General features: G+C 65.5%; 18 protein-coding genes and 1 tRNA gene. 9 read left to right on the plus strand and 10 right to left on the minus strand.

Annotated features, from left to right (window positions below):
- Positions 1-181 (minus strand): CoA transferase (locus tag A5659_RS26750; RefSeq protein ID WP_369829356.1); only part of this gene is annotated, 181 nt, incomplete at its 3' end.
- On the opposite strand from A5659_RS26750, the gene A5659_RS04580 reads away from it, so the two are divergent.
- The 5 genes from A5659_RS04580 to A5659_RS04600 all read left to right on the plus strand — a co-directional run bounded on the left by A5659_RS04580 (position 102) and on the right by A5659_RS04600 (position 3,588).
- Entirely contained in the window at positions 102-1,340 is a 1,239-nt protein-coding gene (locus A5659_RS04580) for a CaiB/BaiF CoA-transferase family protein (RefSeq protein ID WP_231997735.1), read from the plus strand. The genes A5659_RS26750 and A5659_RS04580 overlap by 80 nt on opposite strands.
- 5 nt (positions 1,341-1,345) lie before the next feature.
- Positions 1,346-1,546 carry a ferredoxin gene (locus A5659_RS04585; RefSeq protein WP_066872605.1) on the plus strand — a complete coding sequence of 67 codons (201 nt, stop codon included), beginning with the start codon at positions 1,346-1,348 and terminating at the stop codon, positions 1,544-1,546.
- Positions 1,543-2,658, plus strand: a complete 1,116-nt coding sequence (locus A5659_RS04590) for an NDMA-dependent alcohol dehydrogenase (protein WP_067179507.1) — start codon at positions 1,543-1,545, stop codon at positions 2,656-2,658. The genes A5659_RS04585 and A5659_RS04590 overlap by 4 nt, the downstream gene beginning before the upstream one ends.
- Before the next feature lie 77 nt (positions 2,659-2,735).
- Positions 2,736-3,149: a limonene-1,2-epoxide hydrolase family protein gene (locus A5659_RS04595; protein ID WP_067179509.1), complete on the plus strand. Its 414-nt coding sequence runs from the start codon at positions 2,736-2,738 to the stop codon at positions 3,147-3,149.
- A gap of 43 nt (positions 3,150-3,192) precedes the next feature.
- Positions 3,193-3,588, plus strand: coding sequence for a nitroreductase family deazaflavin-dependent oxidoreductase (locus tag A5659_RS04600; protein ID WP_067179511.1), 396 nt, complete (start codon positions 3,193-3,195; stop codon positions 3,586-3,588).
- Positions 3,589-3,783: 195 nt separating this feature from the next.
- On the opposite strand, the gene A5659_RS04605 is transcribed toward A5659_RS04600, so the two are convergent.
- The 6 genes from A5659_RS04605 to A5659_RS04630 all read right to left on the minus strand — a co-directional run bounded on the left by A5659_RS04605 (position 3,784) and on the right by A5659_RS04630 (position 9,342).
- Positions 3,784-3,857 (minus strand) — tRNA-Ile (locus A5659_RS04605).
- A gap of 137 nt (positions 3,858-3,994) precedes the next feature.
- Positions 3,995-4,342 carry a hypothetical protein gene (locus tag A5659_RS04610; RefSeq protein ID WP_067179528.1) on the minus strand — a complete coding sequence of 116 codons (348 nt, stop codon included), beginning with the start codon at positions 4,340-4,342 and terminating at the stop codon, positions 3,995-3,997.
- 394 nt (positions 4,343-4,736) lie between these two features.
- Complete coding sequence (locus A5659_RS04615) at positions 4,737-5,159, minus strand: hypothetical protein (RefSeq protein WP_066872617.1); 423 nt, start codon at positions 5,157-5,159, stop codon at positions 4,737-4,739.
- A 388-nt stretch (positions 5,160-5,547) separates the two neighbouring features.
- A complete protein-coding gene (locus tag A5659_RS04620; protein WP_067179514.1) occupies positions 5,548-6,414 on the minus strand; it encodes a carboxymuconolactone decarboxylase family protein in 867 nt (288 codons plus the stop codon).
- 40 nt (positions 6,415-6,454) lie between these two features.
- Positions 6,455-7,828 (minus strand): TldD/PmbA family protein, encoded by a 1,374-nt coding sequence (locus A5659_RS04625; protein WP_067179516.1) that lies wholly within the window; start codon positions 7,826-7,828, stop codon positions 6,455-6,457.
- Positions 7,825-9,342, minus strand: coding sequence for a TldD/PmbA family protein (locus A5659_RS04630; RefSeq protein WP_067179530.1), 1,518 nt, complete (start codon positions 9,340-9,342; stop codon positions 7,825-7,827). Before A5659_RS04630 ends, A5659_RS04625 begins: the two co-directional genes overlap by 4 nt.
- 58 nt (positions 9,343-9,400) lie before the next feature.
- Between A5659_RS04630 and A5659_RS04635 the strand changes: the two genes are divergently transcribed.
- The 3 genes from A5659_RS04635 to A5659_RS04645 are packed head-to-tail and all read left to right on the plus strand — an operon-like array spanning position 9,401 to position 12,433.
- A complete protein-coding gene (locus A5659_RS04635) occupies positions 9,401-10,285 on the plus strand; it encodes a carbohydrate ABC transporter permease (protein ID WP_067179518.1) in 885 nt (294 codons plus the stop codon).
- Complete coding sequence (locus A5659_RS04640; RefSeq protein ID WP_067179520.1) at positions 10,272-11,096, plus strand: carbohydrate ABC transporter permease; 825 nt, start codon at positions 10,272-10,274, stop codon at positions 11,094-11,096. The genes A5659_RS04635 and A5659_RS04640 overlap by 14 nt, the downstream gene beginning before the upstream one ends.
- Complete coding sequence (locus tag A5659_RS04645; RefSeq protein ID WP_067179522.1) at positions 11,093-12,433, plus strand: extracellular solute-binding protein; 1,341 nt, start codon at positions 11,093-11,095, stop codon at positions 12,431-12,433. Before A5659_RS04640 ends, A5659_RS04645 begins: the two co-directional genes overlap by 4 nt.
- 4 nt (positions 12,434-12,437) lie before the next feature.
- Here the strand turns inward: A5659_RS04645 and A5659_RS04650 are convergent, their stop codons facing one another.
- The 3 genes from A5659_RS04650 to A5659_RS04660 form a co-directional block, all read right to left on the minus strand.
- Positions 12,438-13,880 carry an amino acid permease gene (locus A5659_RS04650; protein WP_067179524.1) on the minus strand — a complete coding sequence of 481 codons (1,443 nt, stop codon included), beginning with the start codon at positions 13,878-13,880 and terminating at the stop codon, positions 12,438-12,440.
- Positions 13,881-14,058: 178 nt separating this feature from the next.
- Positions 14,059-14,910 (minus strand): energy-coupling factor transporter transmembrane protein EcfT, encoded by an 852-nt coding sequence (locus A5659_RS04655; RefSeq protein ID WP_067179526.1) that lies wholly within the window; start codon positions 14,908-14,910, stop codon positions 14,059-14,061.
- Positions 14,907-16,958: an ATP-binding cassette domain-containing protein gene (locus tag A5659_RS04660; RefSeq protein ID WP_082975894.1), complete on the minus strand. Its 2,052-nt coding sequence runs from the start codon at positions 16,956-16,958 to the stop codon at positions 14,907-14,909. The genes A5659_RS04655 and A5659_RS04660 overlap by 4 nt, the downstream gene beginning before the upstream one ends.
- 114 nt (positions 16,959-17,072) lie before the next feature.
- Between A5659_RS04660 and A5659_RS04665 the strand changes: the two genes are divergently transcribed.
- A complete protein-coding gene (locus A5659_RS04665) occupies positions 17,073-17,561 on the plus strand; it encodes a MarR family winged helix-turn-helix transcriptional regulator (protein WP_066872644.1) in 489 nt (162 codons plus the stop codon).
- The last annotated feature ends 62 nt before the right edge of the window (positions 17,562-17,623 follow it).

Here is a 17,623-nt window from a genome sequence, read left to right on the forward strand (position 1 = left end):
GGTGGTCTGTCGACTCCAGGTGAATGACCTCAGCGCCCAGCGCGGCGAGAATGTGGGTGGAGGAGGGACCCGCCCACCACGCTGTCGCGTCGAGAATTCGTATGCCCTCCAGAGGAAGTCGCGGTGCACCTTCGGCTCCGGTCGTAATCCTGTTGTGGGCGGGTCCCTCCTCCACCCACATTCTCGCCGCGCTGGGCGCTGAGGTCATTCACCTGGAGTCGACAGACCACCCTGACGGCGCACGGATGGCGGCCGCGGCGTTCGCCGCCCAACCTCAGTGGTGGGAGCGGTCGGGGATGTACTTGGCGACCAACGCCAACAAGCGAGGGCTGACCCTCGACCTGTCTTCCCCCGAAGGCCGGGGGCTGCTTTTCGGCCTTGTCCAATCCTCGGACATTCTGGTCGAGAACTTCTCGCCCCGCGTCTTCGACAATTTCGCCATCACGTGGGAGGCCGTCAGTGAGCACAACCCCCGGATCGTGATGGTCCGCATGCCTGCCTTCGGGCTCGACGGACCGTGGCGCAACAACGTGGGTTTCGCGCAAACCATGGAGCAGATGACCGGAATGGCGTGGGTGACCGGTCACGAGTACGACCAGCCGCGAATCCCCCGAGGCCCGTGTGACCCACTGGCGGGAATGCACTCCGCATTCGCCATGCTGGCAGGACTCCGGCGACGCGACGAAACCGGCCAAGGGTCGCTAATCGAAGTATCGATGGTTGAATCCGCGCTCAACGCCGCCGCCGAGCAGGTTGTCGAATTCACCGCCTACGGGAACCTGATATCGCGATTGGGAAACCGCAGCCGTGACGCCGCCCCACAAGGGCTCTATCCATGCGCGGGAACCGAACGATGGCTGGCGATCTCGGTCGCCACGGACGAGCAGTGGCGCCTACTCAAGTCGGCTCTGCGCGAACCGGACTGGGCAAACGACCCCGCGTTGGACACTCATGACGGGCGCGTGCGGGCACATGATCTGATCGATAAGCACCTCGAGCAATGGGCTGCCCAATACGATTCCACGGCCGCCGCACAGTTACTCGTTGAATGTGGTGTTCCGGCTGCGGATTTGGCAGACGCCAGGGTCGGTTCGATGCACCCTCAGCTGGCGGCACGGGGCTTCTTCGAAAGCCTCGACCATCCCGTCGTGGGACGGCATCACGTGCCGGCGATTCCCTTCAGGTACCGCAGCGTTGAGACGTGGTATCGGTCGGCAGCGCCGACCTTAGGGCAGCACAACGCGAGCATCCTCGGCGACCTACTGGGCCTCGACGCCGCATCGATTGCAGCGCTCACAGAAAAAGGAGTCATCGGGACCAGGCCAGGCGGATTGGATTAGACAACGTGAAACTTCATGTCGACAGGGAAACGTGCCAAGGCCACAGCCGTTGTTATGCGGCGTATCCCGAATTGTTCGACATCGACGACGAAGGGACCGCCTTCGTGATTGTGGAAGATATCCCGTCCGGGTGGGAAGACCGGGCGCACAACGCAATCGCGAACTGCCCGGAGCGTGCCATACATATCCTCGAGGAGTCGCCATGAAGACCAAGGGAGCAGTTCTGTGGGGGCTGAACGAGAGGTGGTCGGTGGAAGAGATCGAACTCGATCCGCCACAGGAAGGCGAGCTACTCGTCGAGTTTGAAGCCACCGGTCTATGCCACTCCGACCACCACATCCGCACCGGCGACATGTTCGGGGTGAGTTTCCCCTTGATAGGTGGGCACGAAGGGGCGGGCGTCGTTCACGAGGTTGGTCCGGGAGTCCGCGATCTGGCGGTGGGAGACCACGTGGTCACGTCGTTCCTGCCGGCGTGCGGCCGCTGCCGCTGGTGCGCCACGGGCCGTCAGAACCTCTGTGATTACGGGGCGATCATCCTGGCGGGGGTCCAGGCCGACGGCACCTTCCGGCGCCGAGCCAGAGGACGGGGCATCGGAGCGCTCTCGGGCGTCGGCAGTTTCGCGCAGTGGGGTGTGTTGTCGGAGGCTTCCGTCGTCAAGATCGACGATGATGTGCCGCTGTCGCGCGCATGTCTTCTCGGTTGCGGCATCACCACCGGCTGGGGTTCGGCCGTGAATACCGCCAACGTCAGTCCCGGCGACGTGGTTCTCGTGGTCGGCTGCGGGGGGATCGGCAGCGGTGCCATTCAGGGCGCGCGGCTGGCCGGAGCGGAGCAGATCGTCGTGGTGGATATCGAACCGAGCAAGCGCGACAAAGCGTTTCAGTTCGGGGCCACGCACTTTGCCACCTCGATGCAGGAAGCAACCCAGTTAGTTGGTGAGCTCACGCGCGGGATCATGGCCGACTCGGCCATCCTCACGCCAGGTGTGCTCGAAGGCGCGATGATCAACGACGCGCTCAACGCGGTGCGGAAGGGCGGTGCCGTGGTGGCGACCGCCCTGGCATCGATGTCCGACGTGACGCCGACGCTGCCGCTGACGTTGTTCACGCTGTTCCAGAAGCGCCTGCTGGGCAGCCTGTACGGCGAAGCCAACCCGCGGGCCGACATCCCTCGACTGCTCAGCCTCTATCGAAGCGGCAAGCTATTGCTCGACGAAGCCGTCACCACCGAGTACAAGCTCGACGACATCAACGAGGCTTACGACGACATGCTCGCCGGCCGCAACATCCGCGGGGTCATCATCCACGAGCACTGATGTGTCGAGAGGCAAATCCGCATCGTCTTCCAGTCCGCGCAGTTGATTCACCTACTCGCAGCGAAAGGATTCATTTCATGTCTTCGCCAGCCGATGTCGTCCGCCACTTTTGCGCTTTGATGGAGACGCGAGACGCCGAAGCGTTACGTCCCCTCCTCGCCGAAGGGGCCGTCTATCAGAACGTGGGAATGCCTGCCTTCACCGGACCGGACGCCATCGTGGAGAACCTGGCGGCCCAGTTCGCTATGTTCCCGGACGCCTACGCCTTCGAGATCGTGAACCTCGCCAGCGAGGGTTCCGTGGTGCTCACCGAACGGCTGGATTACATCCAGACTCCCGATGGACGCAAGCCGGCCATCCCGGTGATGGGGACCTTCGTCGTCGATGGCGACGGGAAAATCACACGCTGGACCGACTACTTCGACCTGAATCTGACGATCAAGCTGCTTCAAGGCCAGGACATCAGCGCCCTGGTGCCCGCGACCGCGTGAGTTGGCGCATCGATGATTCGAACTTAACTGAGGATGAGGAGCCATGCGGGTACCAAGGGCCGTCGCCAAATTCAATCGTCGAGTCACCAATCCAGCGGCTCGGTCGATCGCGCCGTGGCTGCCAGGCCTATGCACACTCGAACATGTCGGACGCAAATCAGGCAGGCGTTATCGAACGCCGCTGTTGGTATTTCCCACACCCGACGGCTTCGTCGTCCTCATCGGGTACGGGCTGCATTCGGACTGGGTGAAGAATGTTCTGGCCGGCGGACAGGCGGTATTGCGCAGGCGCGGCAGTAGTATCGCCCTGGTCAATCCTCGTCTGGTGAGTAAGGCGGAGGGCGCAGCAATCGTTTCGTGGCCATCAGGGATGTTCTACCGCCTGTTTCCGTACAACCAAGCGGCGATGGTGTTGACCAAGGCCGATTCCACGCACTGACTTCGGGATCACAACTACCCAGTCCAGACACCGGCCGGTGCGGTGCCCCAATACCGACGCGAACGCCGCAGCTCCAAAAGGCTCGCGGGGAGCGTTGAGGATCAACCGAAACAACTGTCAAGCATCAGCCGAAACACTGTCAGGCATCACCCGAAGGCAAAATGTCGCATCACCCGACGTCATACAGGTGGTAAGTGGGGCGGGCGGGGCTCGAACCCGCGACCAACGGATTATGAGTCCGCGGCTCTAACCAACTGAGCTACCGCCCCGACGGGATAGTTCCGTAGGAAACCGTAGCTGAAGACCGAAGCCGGCGTTCGTCGGGCAGCTGGCGCTGAGCCGACGCGCTCGGTGGGCGCCCCGTTGCGGGAACGCCCACCGGCACGGCACCTTTATGTCCCCGCGATCAAGCGGGCCCAGGCGCTTGCTGCCCGGCTTGAGCCTTGATCTTGGGAATCAACTCAGGCGCGTAGACGAAGATCGCCGACTCCACCTCCCATTCGGCCTGGGCCTGACTCATCGGCGTCGTACGGGTGATCATGTTGATGAGCTCCTGCCCCTCGCCGTACGGATTGGGGTTGGCGCGAACCTGATCGGCGAACCAACGGCCCTCGGCGGCCTCATGGCAATCGCTGTAGTCGGCGTTGTGCACCATTTTGTTCTGCGCCAGCAGTTTGACGTACTGGTCGTCGGCGGGAGTCAAATTGCAGGCCGCCGCAGCCCGCGGCGCTGACACCACAGCACCACCGAACATCGCGGCTCCCAGCGCAATGCCGGCAGCCCCCGCCGCCAGCACCTGCACGCGCGATCGTGTCGTTGCCACTTCTGTCGAACCCCCTTATCACGGAATTTTCTAGCTTTTCTTTCGCGGCAACGATTGGGTACCACCGGTAAACAGCGCGACAAACGACGATCTCTGCAAACAGCTCGTGAACAGCGCCTAGCTAAAATTACTGTGCGAGAAACTATTCAGGTCCAAACAAGTAACGCGGCGAACCCAAGGCGAGCAGCCTCTTGCAGGTGCTGCCGGGGCTTACCGTCAACGGCGCCGTCGAGTTAGCCGACTAAACCGAAAGCGGCCGGAGGGCTAAGCCCTCACGACCGCTTGGGGTTGAAACTCATAAGGGATTGCGCAGCAATAGCTCTCGCTAAGCGGTCGGCCAGTTCGCCTTCGCGGCTTGGTCTTTGATCTTCGGGATCAGGTCCGGCGCGTAGACGTAGATGGCCGACTCGACCTCCCACTCGGCCTGGGCCTGAGTCAACGGCGTGGTACTGGTGATCATGTTGACCAACTCTTGGCCCTCACCGAACGGATTGGGGTTGGACCGAACCTGGTCGGCGAACCAACGGCCCTCGGCGGCCTCGTGGCAATCGCTGTAATCGGCGTTGTGCACCATCTTGTTCTGCGCGAGCAGGTTGATGTACTGGTCGTCGGCCGGAGTCAGATTGCAGGTAGCCGACGCTTGCGGAGCTGACAGGACGGCGCTACCGAGCATCGAAGCGCCCAGCGCTACGCCGGCAGCCCAGACCGATGACACTCGAACTCGCGAGCGCGTACCGGTGGTTGTCATTTCCGAACCTCCCTCTGCGCGGGAACGCAGTCGTTCCGACGCGACCAAGCTAGAAATCCTGCAAAACAACTGACACGGAAAGCCACCCGGACCGCGGGCCACTGACGCACGATCCATGGCCATCCGGCTCGGGCCACGCTGCCATCTCGTCACCGTCACATATTTGTTCACATAAGTCTCAGTGACCGCGCTTAAGTTAGCGAATGAGCCCCGCACACAGCGGAAACGTACGCTTGCGCGTCCGTGTACGAATGGTTAACATTTCGTGCTCTTGGCGCCGGGCAGGCGGACCACCGACCGCTCGACCACGTCGTCCCTCACACGCCAGCGGACGACGTCGCCGGGCCGACAGCTAAGGCCCTAGCGGCTCGGCTGGCGCCGACAGATATCAGCTAAATACCGTCTGGCCGTCCGCGTCGAGCAGGTACCGCTCGGTCCCGTTTTCGACACGGGGAGCGTCTGCGCCCAATGACACGGCCACCTTGTTGCTGGCATTGCGCATGATGTCAAAGGTGAGCTCGACGGCCTCCACCTCGGAGAACCGTGAGCGCACCTCGACGACATCGTCGGCGACGAGGTGCGCAGGGGTCCAAATTAACCCATCGGCGTACCGCAGCGCTGCTTTAGCGCGGTCGTCGAGCAAACTCGACGATTCGTAGTGCTCGATCTCCTCATACAAGGTCTCCGAACCGCCGGCATCGAGCGCGCCGCCCTCGCGAAGCGAATTGCATAACCGGCAATTGTGCTGGGCCGCCCCGCGCAACCGGACCAATTCGGAGGTGACCGGGTCGAGCGCACGCATTCGCGCCACCGCGATTAAAAAGTCATTGAACACGAGATCCGCCGGATCGGTCGTATGATCCCAGCTGATCGGGCCGTCCACCCAGCCCAGATATGGCGCACCGACCCCGAGCGCCTCCAGCCCGGCGCGCACCCTGGGGATGAAGTCGGCGATATACATCTGCACGACGACACCAAAGGTGGCCTCCCCGAGGTGCTTGCACAACCGTGATCGCTGCTCGGCGGTGATCGACGAGACGTCGGCGCTGAATTGTTCGGCGAATTCGGCGACGGCGGCCTCCGCCTCCGATTCCGGCTCGCCCACTTCGACGCTGGCGGGCAACGGTGGCAGCGACATTGTCTGCGCGCACACCCGGCGGGCTAACGCCGCGAGGCGACCAGGAGCCGGGGACCCGGGAAACAACGCCACCAGCCGGGTGAGCTGGTCTTCTCGAACCGAAACCGGGGCCGCCATTCGTCACACGCTAGAACGCGTGCCGCCCGGCGGCAATGGATTACCGGGCCTGGCTCACCGAGGACATGTGGAAGTCCGGTATCCGCAGCGACGGCATGGCGGCGCGGGTGGCCCAGTCGCCCCATTCACGCGGCAGCGTCTTTTCGCTGACGCCGGCCTCGGTGGCCCGTCGCAGTAGGTCCAACGGACTCTCGTTGAACCGGAAGTTGTTGACCGCAGCGGTGACCTGGCCGTCCTCGATGAGATAGACACCGTCGCGGGTCAGGCCGGTGAACAACAAGGTGGTGGGGTCGACGACGCGGATGTACCACAGCGTCGTCAGCAGCAGGCCCCGTTCGGTGGCCGCGATCATGTCGTCCTGACTGGCGGTCCCGCCGGTCATCACCAGGTTGTCGGCGGCCACCGCGACGTCGACGTCGTATTTGGCGGCCGTGGCCCGCGGATAGGCCAGCGCGTTGATCACCCCCTCGCGGATCCAGTCCACCTGGGTGATCTCCATGCCGTTGTCGAACGCCGACACCGTCTCCGAGGAACTGCTCACCGCGACGAACGGCGTGCAGGCCAGGCCGGGCGCCATCGGATCGGAGAACAGCGTCAGCGGCAGGTCGGTGAGCCGCTCCCCCACCCGGGTTCCGCCGCCGGGCGCCGAAAACGCGGTCCGGCCCTCCTGGGCGCCGCGACCGGCCATCGACCACGCCATGTAGATCATCATGTCGGCCACCGTGGACGGCGGCATGATCGTCTCGTAGCGCCCGGCCGGCAGTTCGACGCTGCGCTGCGCCCAGCCCAGCCGGGTTGACAGCTGTTCGAGCAGCGAATCGGTTGGCACATCGACGAAGTCGGGTGTGCCGACGCCCGCCCAGGCGCTGGCGTCGCCGCGTTTGGCGTTGATCTCCACCGCACCGGTGGGTTGGGTGAACCGCCGGCGCAAGCCGGTCGATGATGCCAGGAACGTCGTCGAAACACTGTGGTGGGCAAAGCCGTACAGCCGATCCTCGCCGCGGAAGCCACGGCTCAGCGAGTCGGCGACGTCGGAGAAAATCAGGGGGCCGGTGCCGGGCACCGGCGCGTCCCAATCGACGGGCACCCCGCTGTCGGCGAGCAGCGGCGCCGCATCGCCGGCCTCCGGGGCCGCCCCGGCCGCCTCCTGCGACGCCGCCACCAGCCCGGGCAGCACCCGCGGATCGGCCTCGGCGGACACCACCGTGCCGATGCGCGCGATCGACCCGCGACGCACCACGGAAATCACGGTCACGCTGCGGCTCACCGAAACTCCGTTGGTGGTCATCGAATTGCCCGCCCAGCGCAGGGTCGCCTCGACCTTGTCGGTGACCAGCACCATGGTCTCGTCGGCGCGGCCGAGCTTGGCCGCCTCGTCCAGCACGATGTTGACGACGTGCTGCGGGGTGATCATCGGCCGCCCTCGGTCCGGGTGTTGAGCACGTTGACCCCACGGAACAACGCCGACGGGCAGCCGTGGCTGACCGCCGCGATCTGCCCAGGCTGGGCCTTGCCGCAGTTGAACGCCCCGCCCAGCCGCCACGTCGACGCGCCGCCCACGGCTTCCATCGAATTCCAGAAGTCGGTCGTGGTGGCCTGGTAGGCGACGTCGCGTAGCTGGCCGTCGAGGCGGCCGTCACGAATCCGGAAGAACCGCTGGCCGGTGAACTGGAAGTTGTACCGCTGCATGTCGATTGACCACGATTTGTCGCCGACGATGTAGATGCCGTCCTCGACCCGGCCGATCAAGTCGTCGGTGCTGATGTCCTCTGGCGCCGGCTGCAAGGAGACGTTGGCCATGCGCTGGATCGGTACGTGATGCGGCGAATCGGCATACGAGCACCCGTTGGACCGCGGCTGGCCCAGTCGCCGCGCGAAGACCCGGTCGAGCTGGTAGCCGGTGAAGATGCCGTCGCGCACCAGGTCCCAGCTCTGCGCGGCCACCCCTTCGTCGTCGTAACCGATGGTGGCCAAGCCGAATTCGAGGGTGCGGTCGGCTGTCACGTTCATCACCGGCGAGCCGTACCGCATGGTGCCCAGCTTGTCCGGCGTGGCGAACGACGTCCCGGCGTAGGCGGCCTCGTAGCCGATAGCGCGGTCGTATTCGGTTGCGTGCCCGATGGATTCGTGAATCGTCAGCCACAGGTTGCTCGGATCGATCACCAGGCCCTTGGGCCCGGGAACAACGCTGGGCGCCTTGATCTTTTCGGCCAGCAACGACGGCAGCTGCGCCAGCTCGTCGGTCCAATTCCACACCTCGTCGCCCGCGAGGACCTCCCAGCCCCGCCCCATCGGCGGGGCCAGCGTGCGCATGGAATCGAAGCTGCCGGCTGCGGGGTCGACGGTCACCGCCTCCAGTGAGGGCAGCACCCGCACCCGCTGCTGGGTAATCGAGGAGCCGAAGGTGTCGGCGTAGAAGGTCTGCTCCTTGACGGCCGTCAGCAGCGCCGACACGTGATTGATGCCGTCGGCGCTCAGCAGCCGCCCGGAGTAGTCCTCCAGCACGGCGATCTTGTCGGTGGTCGAGATGTCGAACGGGTCGATCCGGTAGTTCGACACCCAGGCCGCGTCCGCGTAGACCGGTTCGGGCGCCAGCTCGACGCGCTCGCTGCTCAGCGTCGCCAGCGTGGTGGCCACATGCACCGCGCGCCGGGCGGTCTCGGCGGCCACCGCCGGCACCAGCTCCGCGTGCGAGGCGAATCCCCAGGTGCCGTCGACGATCACCCGCACCGCCAGGCCGACCTCACGGTTGATCACCGCGGTCTCCAGCTCGCCGTCGCGCAGCTGGATGATCTCGGTGATGATGCGGTGAACCCGCAGGTCGGCGTGCGTGGCCCCGGCCGCTTTGGCCGCCGAGAGCGCGGCTTCGGCCAGATCGTGGCGCGGCAGGTCCAGGAAGTCGGCATCGATCCCCCGGTTCGGTGTCACGGCTCCACCGTAACGGCCGCTCACCCCAAACCGCGGCGGCGCCCGCTTTAATTAGCCCATGGCCCATGCGGTACGCGGGATTGTCCCTCGATCCACCGCCCTGGGCTACGCGTTGCTGGCGCCCAGTCTGTTCGGCGTGCTCGCCTTTCTGCTGCTGCCCATCCTGGTGGTGCTCTGGCTGAGCCTGTGCCGATGGGATCTGCTGGGCCCGCTGCACTTCGTCGGCCTGTCCAATTGGCGGTCGGTGCTGACCGACGCGGGCTTCGGCAACTCCCTGATCGTCACGATCGTCTTCGTGGCCATCGTGGTGCCGGCGCAGACCGCGCTGGGACTGCTGGCCGCCACCATGCTGGCCCGCCAGCTTCCCGGCACCGGGCTGTTTCGCACCCTGTATGTGCTGCCGTGGATTTGCGCTCCGCTGGCGATCGCGGTGCTGTGGCGGTGGATTTTGGCCCCCACCGACGGCGCCGTGAGCACGGTGCTGGGCCACAGCATCGAATGGTTGTCGGATCCCAGCTTCGCGCTGCCGCTGGTGTCGGCCGTGGTGGTGTGGACCAACGTCGGCTATGTCTCGTTGTCGTTCCTGGCAGGACTGCTGGCCATTCCCGACGAGATCCACGCCGCCGCCCGCACCGACGGCGCCACGGCGTGGCAGCGGTTCTGGCGCATCACCATGCCCATGCTGCGCCCCACGACCTTCTTTGTGCTGGTGACCGGGATTGTCAGTGCCGCACAGGTTTTCGACATGGTGTACGCACTGACCGGCGGCGGACCGGCCGGCAGCACCGACCTGGTGGCCCATCGCATCTACGCCGAGGCGTTCGGCTCGGCGGCCATCGGCCGGGCGTCGGTGATGGCCGTGGTGCTGTTCGTGGTCCTGATCGGCGTCACCCTGGTCCAGCATCTGTATTTTCGGCGACGGATCAGCTATGACCTCACCTAGTCGACCCACGAATGTGGTGATCTACGCCGGGCTTTCGCTGGGTGCGTTGATCACGCTGGCGCCGTTCGCCCTTGGACTAATGACGTCGTTCACCTCCGCGCATCAATTCGTCACGGGCACGCCGTTGCAGCTGCCGCGACCACCCACGCTGGCCAATTTCGCCGACCTGGCCGGGGCCGGGTTCGGCCGGGCGGCCGCGGTGACCGCGTTGATGACGGCGGTAATCCTGGTGGGCCAGTTGACCTTCTCCGTGCTCGCGGCATACGCCTTCGCACGGTTGCAGTTCCCCGGGCGTGACACGCTGTTCTGGGTGTACATCGCGACGTTGATGGTGCCCGCGACGGTCACGGTGGTGCCGATGTATCTCATGATGGCCCAGCTCGGCCTGCGCAACACGTTCTGGGCGTTGGTGTTGCCTTTTATGTTCGGCTCGCCGTACGCGATCTTCTTGCTGCGCGAGCACTTTCGGATCATCCCGAACGACTTGATCAACGCGGCCCGGCTGGACGGGGCCAACACGTTGGACGTGATCGTGCATGTAGTGATCCCGTCGAGTCGCCCGGTCCTGGCGGCGCTGGCGTTGATCACGGTGGTCTCGCAGTGGAATAACTTCATGTGGCCGTTGGTGATCACCAGCGGGCACAAGTGGCGGGTGCTCACCGTCGCGACGGCCGATCTGCAATCGCGGTTCAATTCCCAGTGGACGCTGGTGATGGCGGCGACCACGCTCGCGATCGCCCCGCTCATCGCCCTGTTCGTCGTGTTCCAGCGTCACATCGTCGCCTCGATCGTCGTCTCGGGACTGAAGTGACCCGGCCCCGCTTTTCCACCATGGCCGCGGCCGCGGTCGCGCTCGTCGCGGTGCTGCTGGCCGCGGCGGCGGTGTTGCTGGATTACGCCGGCCAACCCCACGGCGGCAAGACGGTCGTCACGGTGCGGATCTGGGGCGACCAGATCGGCGCGGCCTACCGAGAATCGTTCCAGGCCTTCACCCGCACCCACCCCGACATCGACGTGCACCTCAACCTGGTGGCCTATTCCACCTACTTCAACACCCTGCGCACCGACGTGGCCGGCGGCAGCGCCGACGACATCTTCTGGCTGTCCAACGCCTACCTGGCGGCGTACGCCGACAGCGGCCGCCTGCTGAACATCGGCGAAGCGCTCGGGCCGCAGGCCGCCTCGGATTGGGAGCGTCCGGTCGTCGAGCAGTTCACCCGCAACGGCACGTTGTGGGGAGTGCCGCAGCTGACCGATGCGGGAATCGCGTTGTATTACAACGCCGACCTGCTGGCCGCGGCCGGCGTCGATCCCGCCGCCCTGAACGCCCTGCGGTGGGGTCCCGACGGGAACGACACTTTGCGCCCCCTGCTGGGCAGGCTCACCGTCGACGCCGACGGAAACCGCGGCGACACACCACGATTCGATGCGGGACGGGTGCGGCAATGGGCATACAACGCGGCCAACGACCCGCAGGGCATCTACCTGAACTACATCGGCTCGGCCGGCGGCGTCTTCCAACGCGGCGACACGTTCGCGTTTGCCAACCCCGCCGCCGTGGCGGCCTTCCGTTATCTGGTCGACCTGATCAACCGCGACCACGTCGCGCCGCCCGCCGCCGACACCAACGACAACGGCGACTTCTCCCGCAACCAGTTCCTGGCCGGCAGGATGGCGCTGTTCCAGTCCGGCACCTACAACCTGGCGCCGGTGGCCCGCGATGCCCGGTTCCACTGGGGGGTGGCGATGATGCCCGCCGGCCCGGTGGGCCGGGTCAGCGTGACCAACGGCATTGCCGCGGCGGGCAATGCGGCAACGAAGCATCCCGACGCGGTGCGCCAGGTGCTGGCCTGGATGGGCAGCAGGCAGGGCAACGAATTTCTGGGCCGCTACGGTGCGGCCATCCCCGCGGTGTCCTCGGCGCAACCGGTCTACTTCCGGTACTGGGCCGCCAGGGGGGTGGACGTCACGCCGTTCTTCGCCGTGCTGAACGGTCCGCGCATCGCGGCCCCCGGCGGTGCGGGCTTTGCCGCCGGCAACGACGCGCTGCAGCCGTATTTCGACGAAATGTTCTTGGGCCGCGGCGATGTGGCGACGACGCTGCGGCGGGCTCAGGCGGCGGCGAACACCGCCGCCGCGCGCCAGTGAGGGCCTAGATCGCTTCCGAAGAAGCGGGGTCGTTGAGCGCGCTGTGGTGGCGGCCCCAGACGAAGTAGAAGACCAGCGCCAGTAACACCCAGCCGCTGAACGCGATCCAGGTGTACCAGTGCAAGCTGGCCAGGATGTACCCGCAGGCCGCCACCGAAAGGACCGGTGTGACGGGATAACCCGGGACCTTGAACCCCCTTGGCAGGTCGGGCTCGCGTACCCGCAGGACGATCACTCCGACGGACACCACGACGAACGCGGTGAGCGTGCCGATCGACACCATGTCGGCCAGCTTCTGCAGCGGAATGAACGCGGCCAGGGCGGAGGCCACGATGGCGACGATCACCGTGTTGTTCACCGGGGTCATGGTGCGCGCGTTCACCGTCGCGAACCGCGCGGGCAACAAGCCGTCACGGCCCATGGCGAACAGGATGCGGGTCAGCCCGTACATGGTGACCAGTGTGACGCTGAAGATCGAAATGACCGCTCCGGCAGCCAGAATCGTGCTGGCCCAGCCGCCGTGGGTGACGTTGTCAAGAATCGTCGCGAGCCCGGCTTCCTGCTGCCCGGCGAAGTTCTGCCAGGGCTGGGTGCCCAGCGCGGCCAGCGCCACGAAAACGTAGACGCCGGTGACGGTCAGCAATGCGCCGATGAGTGCGCGCGGCATGGTCTGCTGCGGGTTCTTCACCTCGTCGCCGGCGGTGGACACCGCGTCCAGGCCGATATAGGAGAAGAAGATGGTGCCGGCCGCCGAGCCGATGCCGGAAAAACCGAAGGGCGCGAAGTCACGCAGATGGCTCGCGTCGAACGCCGTGAACGCGACAACACCGAAGACGACGAGCACGCCGAGTTTGATCATCACCATGATCGCGTTGACCTTGGCCGACTCGCTGGCGCCGCGGACGAGTAACAACGCGCACAAGACAATCAGCACGACCGCCGGTACGTTCAGATAGCCGGGTTGCGCATCCCACGGCGCGGCCGAAAAGGTTTGCGGCAGTTGGAATCCCAGGACGTTGCTCAGCAGCTTGTTCAGGTAGCCGCTCCAGTTGACTGCGACCGCGGCGGTCGCCACGCCGTATTCCAGCAGCAGGCAGGCCGCCACGGCCACGGCCACGACCTCCCCCAGCGTGGTGTAGGCGTAGGAATACGACGATCCCGAAACAGGCACCGCCGAAGCCAATTCGGCGTAGCAGACCGCGGCGAGGCCGGCGGCGAGGCCGGCGAGCAGGAAGGAGACGATCACCCCCGGGCCGGCCTCGGGGACTGCCTGCGACATGACGAAGAAGATCCCGGTGCCGACCGTCGAGCCGACCCCGAACATGGTCAGCTGGAAGGTGCCGATGCCGCGCTTGAGGTGGTCCGCGGCCCCTGGTGCGACGTGTGCACCCGTCACGGGGCGGCGCCGGAGCATCTGCTGCTTGAGGCTGATCGTCGTGGCTGGCAAGTGCCCCTCCTGTGGCCGGATCAGCTGATTATGAAGCAGCCCGTCGCAACGGCGTCGAACCTTCGGTGTCTTTCATCAGCGCGCGGCGCCGATCGACCCGGCATTGCGAGCGCAGGCACATGTGTGGTCGACGTTGTCAACCAACAGTAGTTCGCTGCGTCTCGGTCTACTCTGACAATCAACCCGAGTGCATCATTAGGGTCTCGATCGCCACTCCGGCGCCACCGACCAGCACAGCTATCACTAGTGTCAACCAGTCCGCCAGTCTCGGTCGTGCCGGGCTGGCGGATAGCTGACCGATCCCGCCGCGGGCCGTAATCGCATCGCCCATCTCGTCAGCGCGGCGGAGAGTAACGACGATGGCAGCCGCCATCAGGTCGATCATGCCCCGACTCTGCTGCCGAACCCGCGCCTTGCGCCCCGGCGGTATGCGGTTGGGCCGCAGCATACGAGCGGCGTAGAGCACGTGAAATTCATCGAGCAACATCGGGAAGGCCCGAAGCGCAAGGGCTAACGCGACCGCCCACTCGTCGATCGGGATGCGCAGCAGTTTCAGCGGCCGGCCCAGCGTGGTCAGAGCAGGAGCGATTTCGGCAACGTTAGTCGTCCACGACACCATTGCTCCCAAGCCCAGCAGTACGACCGAAAGTGCGGTGATCCTCAGGAAGTTCAACGCTCCACCAAGGCCGACGTTCAATCCGCCCACCGGCACGTTGGGAGTCCCACCTGCCAGCGCCGCGGTCACGAAGCCCAGCGCGAGAAGGGCCCACAGCCATCGAGGAATCGACGGCACCGCGCCGCGGGGAATCCGCGCAATCCGCACGGCCGTCATCAGGAGCGCGGCCACCAACCCGATCGTCACCCATCCCGGATAAAACGTCAGCAGCACGGAGACACCAAAGACGACAAGCAGTTTAGTGCCGGCCCATAAGTCGTGGATGGTCGAACGTCCCGGGACCGGGACCAACATGACAACCGAGCGGGAACGGCGCCGGTTCGGGTTGGACGCCGCGGTGGAAGTTGTGGTCATGCTCGGTCCCCCACCGCGGCAGTCGGCGACACCGTTTCCAGTGCGCCCTTTTTCAGATGGATCGTTCGCGGGCAAACCTCACTCATTCCGACGAAATCGTGCGAAATGACCACCAGTGTCAGGCCTTTGCGGCGCTGGTCCGCGAGCACTCGCAGCAAGCCGCGCTGACTGGCGGCGTCCAGCCCCGCCAGGGGCTCATCGAGAATCAACACTCGGGGCGAACACGCCAGAAGGCCGGCCAGCACGACACGGCGCATTTGTCCACCGCTGAGTTGGTCGATGCGCCGCCCTCCTAGTGCGGGGTCCAGTCCCACTGCCTCCAGCGCCGCGGCCACCCGACCATGGTCTTGCGGTGAGAATCCGGCCACTGAGGCGAGTTCCAGATTCACGTGGCTGCGCATCAACTGGAGCCGCGCGGTCTGGAACGACAACGCCACCGCGCCGACGTGAGCATAGGTGGGTTCGCCGTCAATGAGGCATGCACCGGTGCTGGGCACGGTCAGTCCAGCCATGATCCACGCGAGTGTCGACTTACCAGATCCGTTGCCGCCGTGGACCAAAAGCCCGTCGCCCTGGTCCACCGCGAAGGTGATATCACGCAGCGCCGTCTTCGCCCAGGGAGTACCACGGTTGTATTCGTGCCCGACGCCGACTACCTCAATCACCGGACGATGCGCGCCCGGACTGACAGCCACGGTTGGCACTGGCGCCGGCGCGATCTCGACCATGCCCGTGTTGTCGGACGAACCGCTGAGGTCGATCGTGCGATCCGCAGATGCAGCTTCGTTGTCGAAGTGGGTGATGTGCACCAGGGCTGTTCGGTGCCGCTCAGGGAGAGCGGACAGCACGTCCAACAACAGTTCCCGGCCCGGCTGGTCGATCATGCTGGTGAACTCGTCGGCAATCAACAGCGACGGTTCTCGGGCTATCGCCGCGGCCAGCGCAAGGCGCTGCAGCTCCCCACCCGACAGGCTGCCGGTGTCGCGTTCCGCGAACCCCTCAAGACCGACTTCGCTCAGCAATGTATCCACATCAACCTTGGTGCCCGGCGGCAGCCCCCACACCACATCGTCGGCAACTCTGGTGCCCAACACCTGGGTCTGCGGGTGCTGGAGCACGAGCGACGTGCCGCCGACCATTCCCAGGCCCACTGCGCCGGGGCGGTGGACGGCACCGGATGTCGGCGACCGGCCCGCCAGAATCAGCGTCAAGGTGGTTTTCCCGGAGCCGTTGGCGCCGATAACCGCGACGTGTTCGCCGACGTTCAGGTCGAGGTTGATTTCACGCAACGCGTCTTGACTGGCGCCCGGGTAGCGAAACCGCACGTCGACCAGCCGCACGGGCACCGGTCCGACCCGGTCATCCGAGCCTGCGGCGCCCTCCGGAGCATCCAATTTGTGCACATCGGGAATGCTGTGCAACCGCTCCAAAAGCCGGGAGAGCACCCACCAGCCGATCAACGATGAGATCATCACCCCGTAGATGACATAGCCGAGCATCAACCACACCCAGTACTGCAACCCGTAGGCAAAAACCCGCTGCACATCAGCGGCGACAGCCTGCAGATGTATTCGCACCAAGAAGGAAGCGGCGCCATCCACGTTGGCGGTCATAACCTGAAAGATCAAGTGCCGCAACCGACTTAGCACTGCCAGCATTGCGACGGTTACGCCGGCGATGGCCACTCCCGCGACAAATGACGAGACCACAACAGTCAGCGCGCCACGCCGCCGGCGTTTGACGAACCCGGTCAACCCGCCGATGTAGGCACAGTTGAGGACCGCCACGAGACTGCCCATGCCTGCGATGAGAAACGTGATCATCCCGCCGGCAACCGTGGCGGCGACGAGCACACGGAGGCGGTAGCGGTAGGCCAACAGCGCCATGGGGACCGTGCCCAGCAACGCCAGTCCCTGAGCGAAGGGAATGACGGTGGCGATGATCGCGATGACCGCGCATAGCGCCCCCATGACAGAGGCCTGCGCCAATTCGGACGGTCGCAGCGGGCCACCCCGATTCCGCAAAGGGGCGGGGGCGGGGGAAGTCACCTCATTGATTGTGCCAGCCCGCAGCACTAAATCCCGTTATTAGAGGGCGTCACCGGCTGAACCGAAACATAGCGCCTTTGGCCTCGCTTAGCAAAGCTATGCAACCATGGAGACATGGACAATGTCGTCGATACCGCAAAGCTCGAGGGAGCGCAGGGACTGGGAGCCGATCTGCTCGCCGTGGTCGCGCGGCTCAACCGGCTGGCCACCCAACGCATCCAAATGCCGCTGCCCGCAGCGCAGGCCAGGCTGCTGGCCACCATCGAAGCTCACGGCGAGGCCCGAATCGGTGACCTGGCCTCGGTCGATCATTGCTCGCAACCGACGATGACCACGCAGGTGCGCCGGCTCGAGGAGGCGGGCCTGGTCACCCGGATGGTCGACCCCGGAGATGCGCGTGCGGTCCGGATCCGGATCACGGCCGAGGGCAGGCGCACGCTCAACGCGGTCCGGGCCGACCGCGCCGCCGCGATCGAACCGCAATTGGCGCTGCTCGACTCCGCGGACCGTCAGGTGCTGATGCAAGCGGTCGAGGTGTTGCGCAGGCTGCTCGACAACGCGTCGCTGGCCACCTCCCTCGCGGGCCGGCGTAACACGCTGTGAACGACGCGACGCTGGATGGCGCTCGGTCGGGGGTAGACACTTAAGCGAGCGCGGCGACCGGC

Source organism: Mycobacterium sp. 1165196.3, from assembly GCF_001673415.1.
GTDB classification, from domain to species: Bacteria; Actinomycetota; Actinomycetes; order Mycobacteriales; family Mycobacteriaceae; genus Mycobacterium; species Mycobacterium europaeum_A.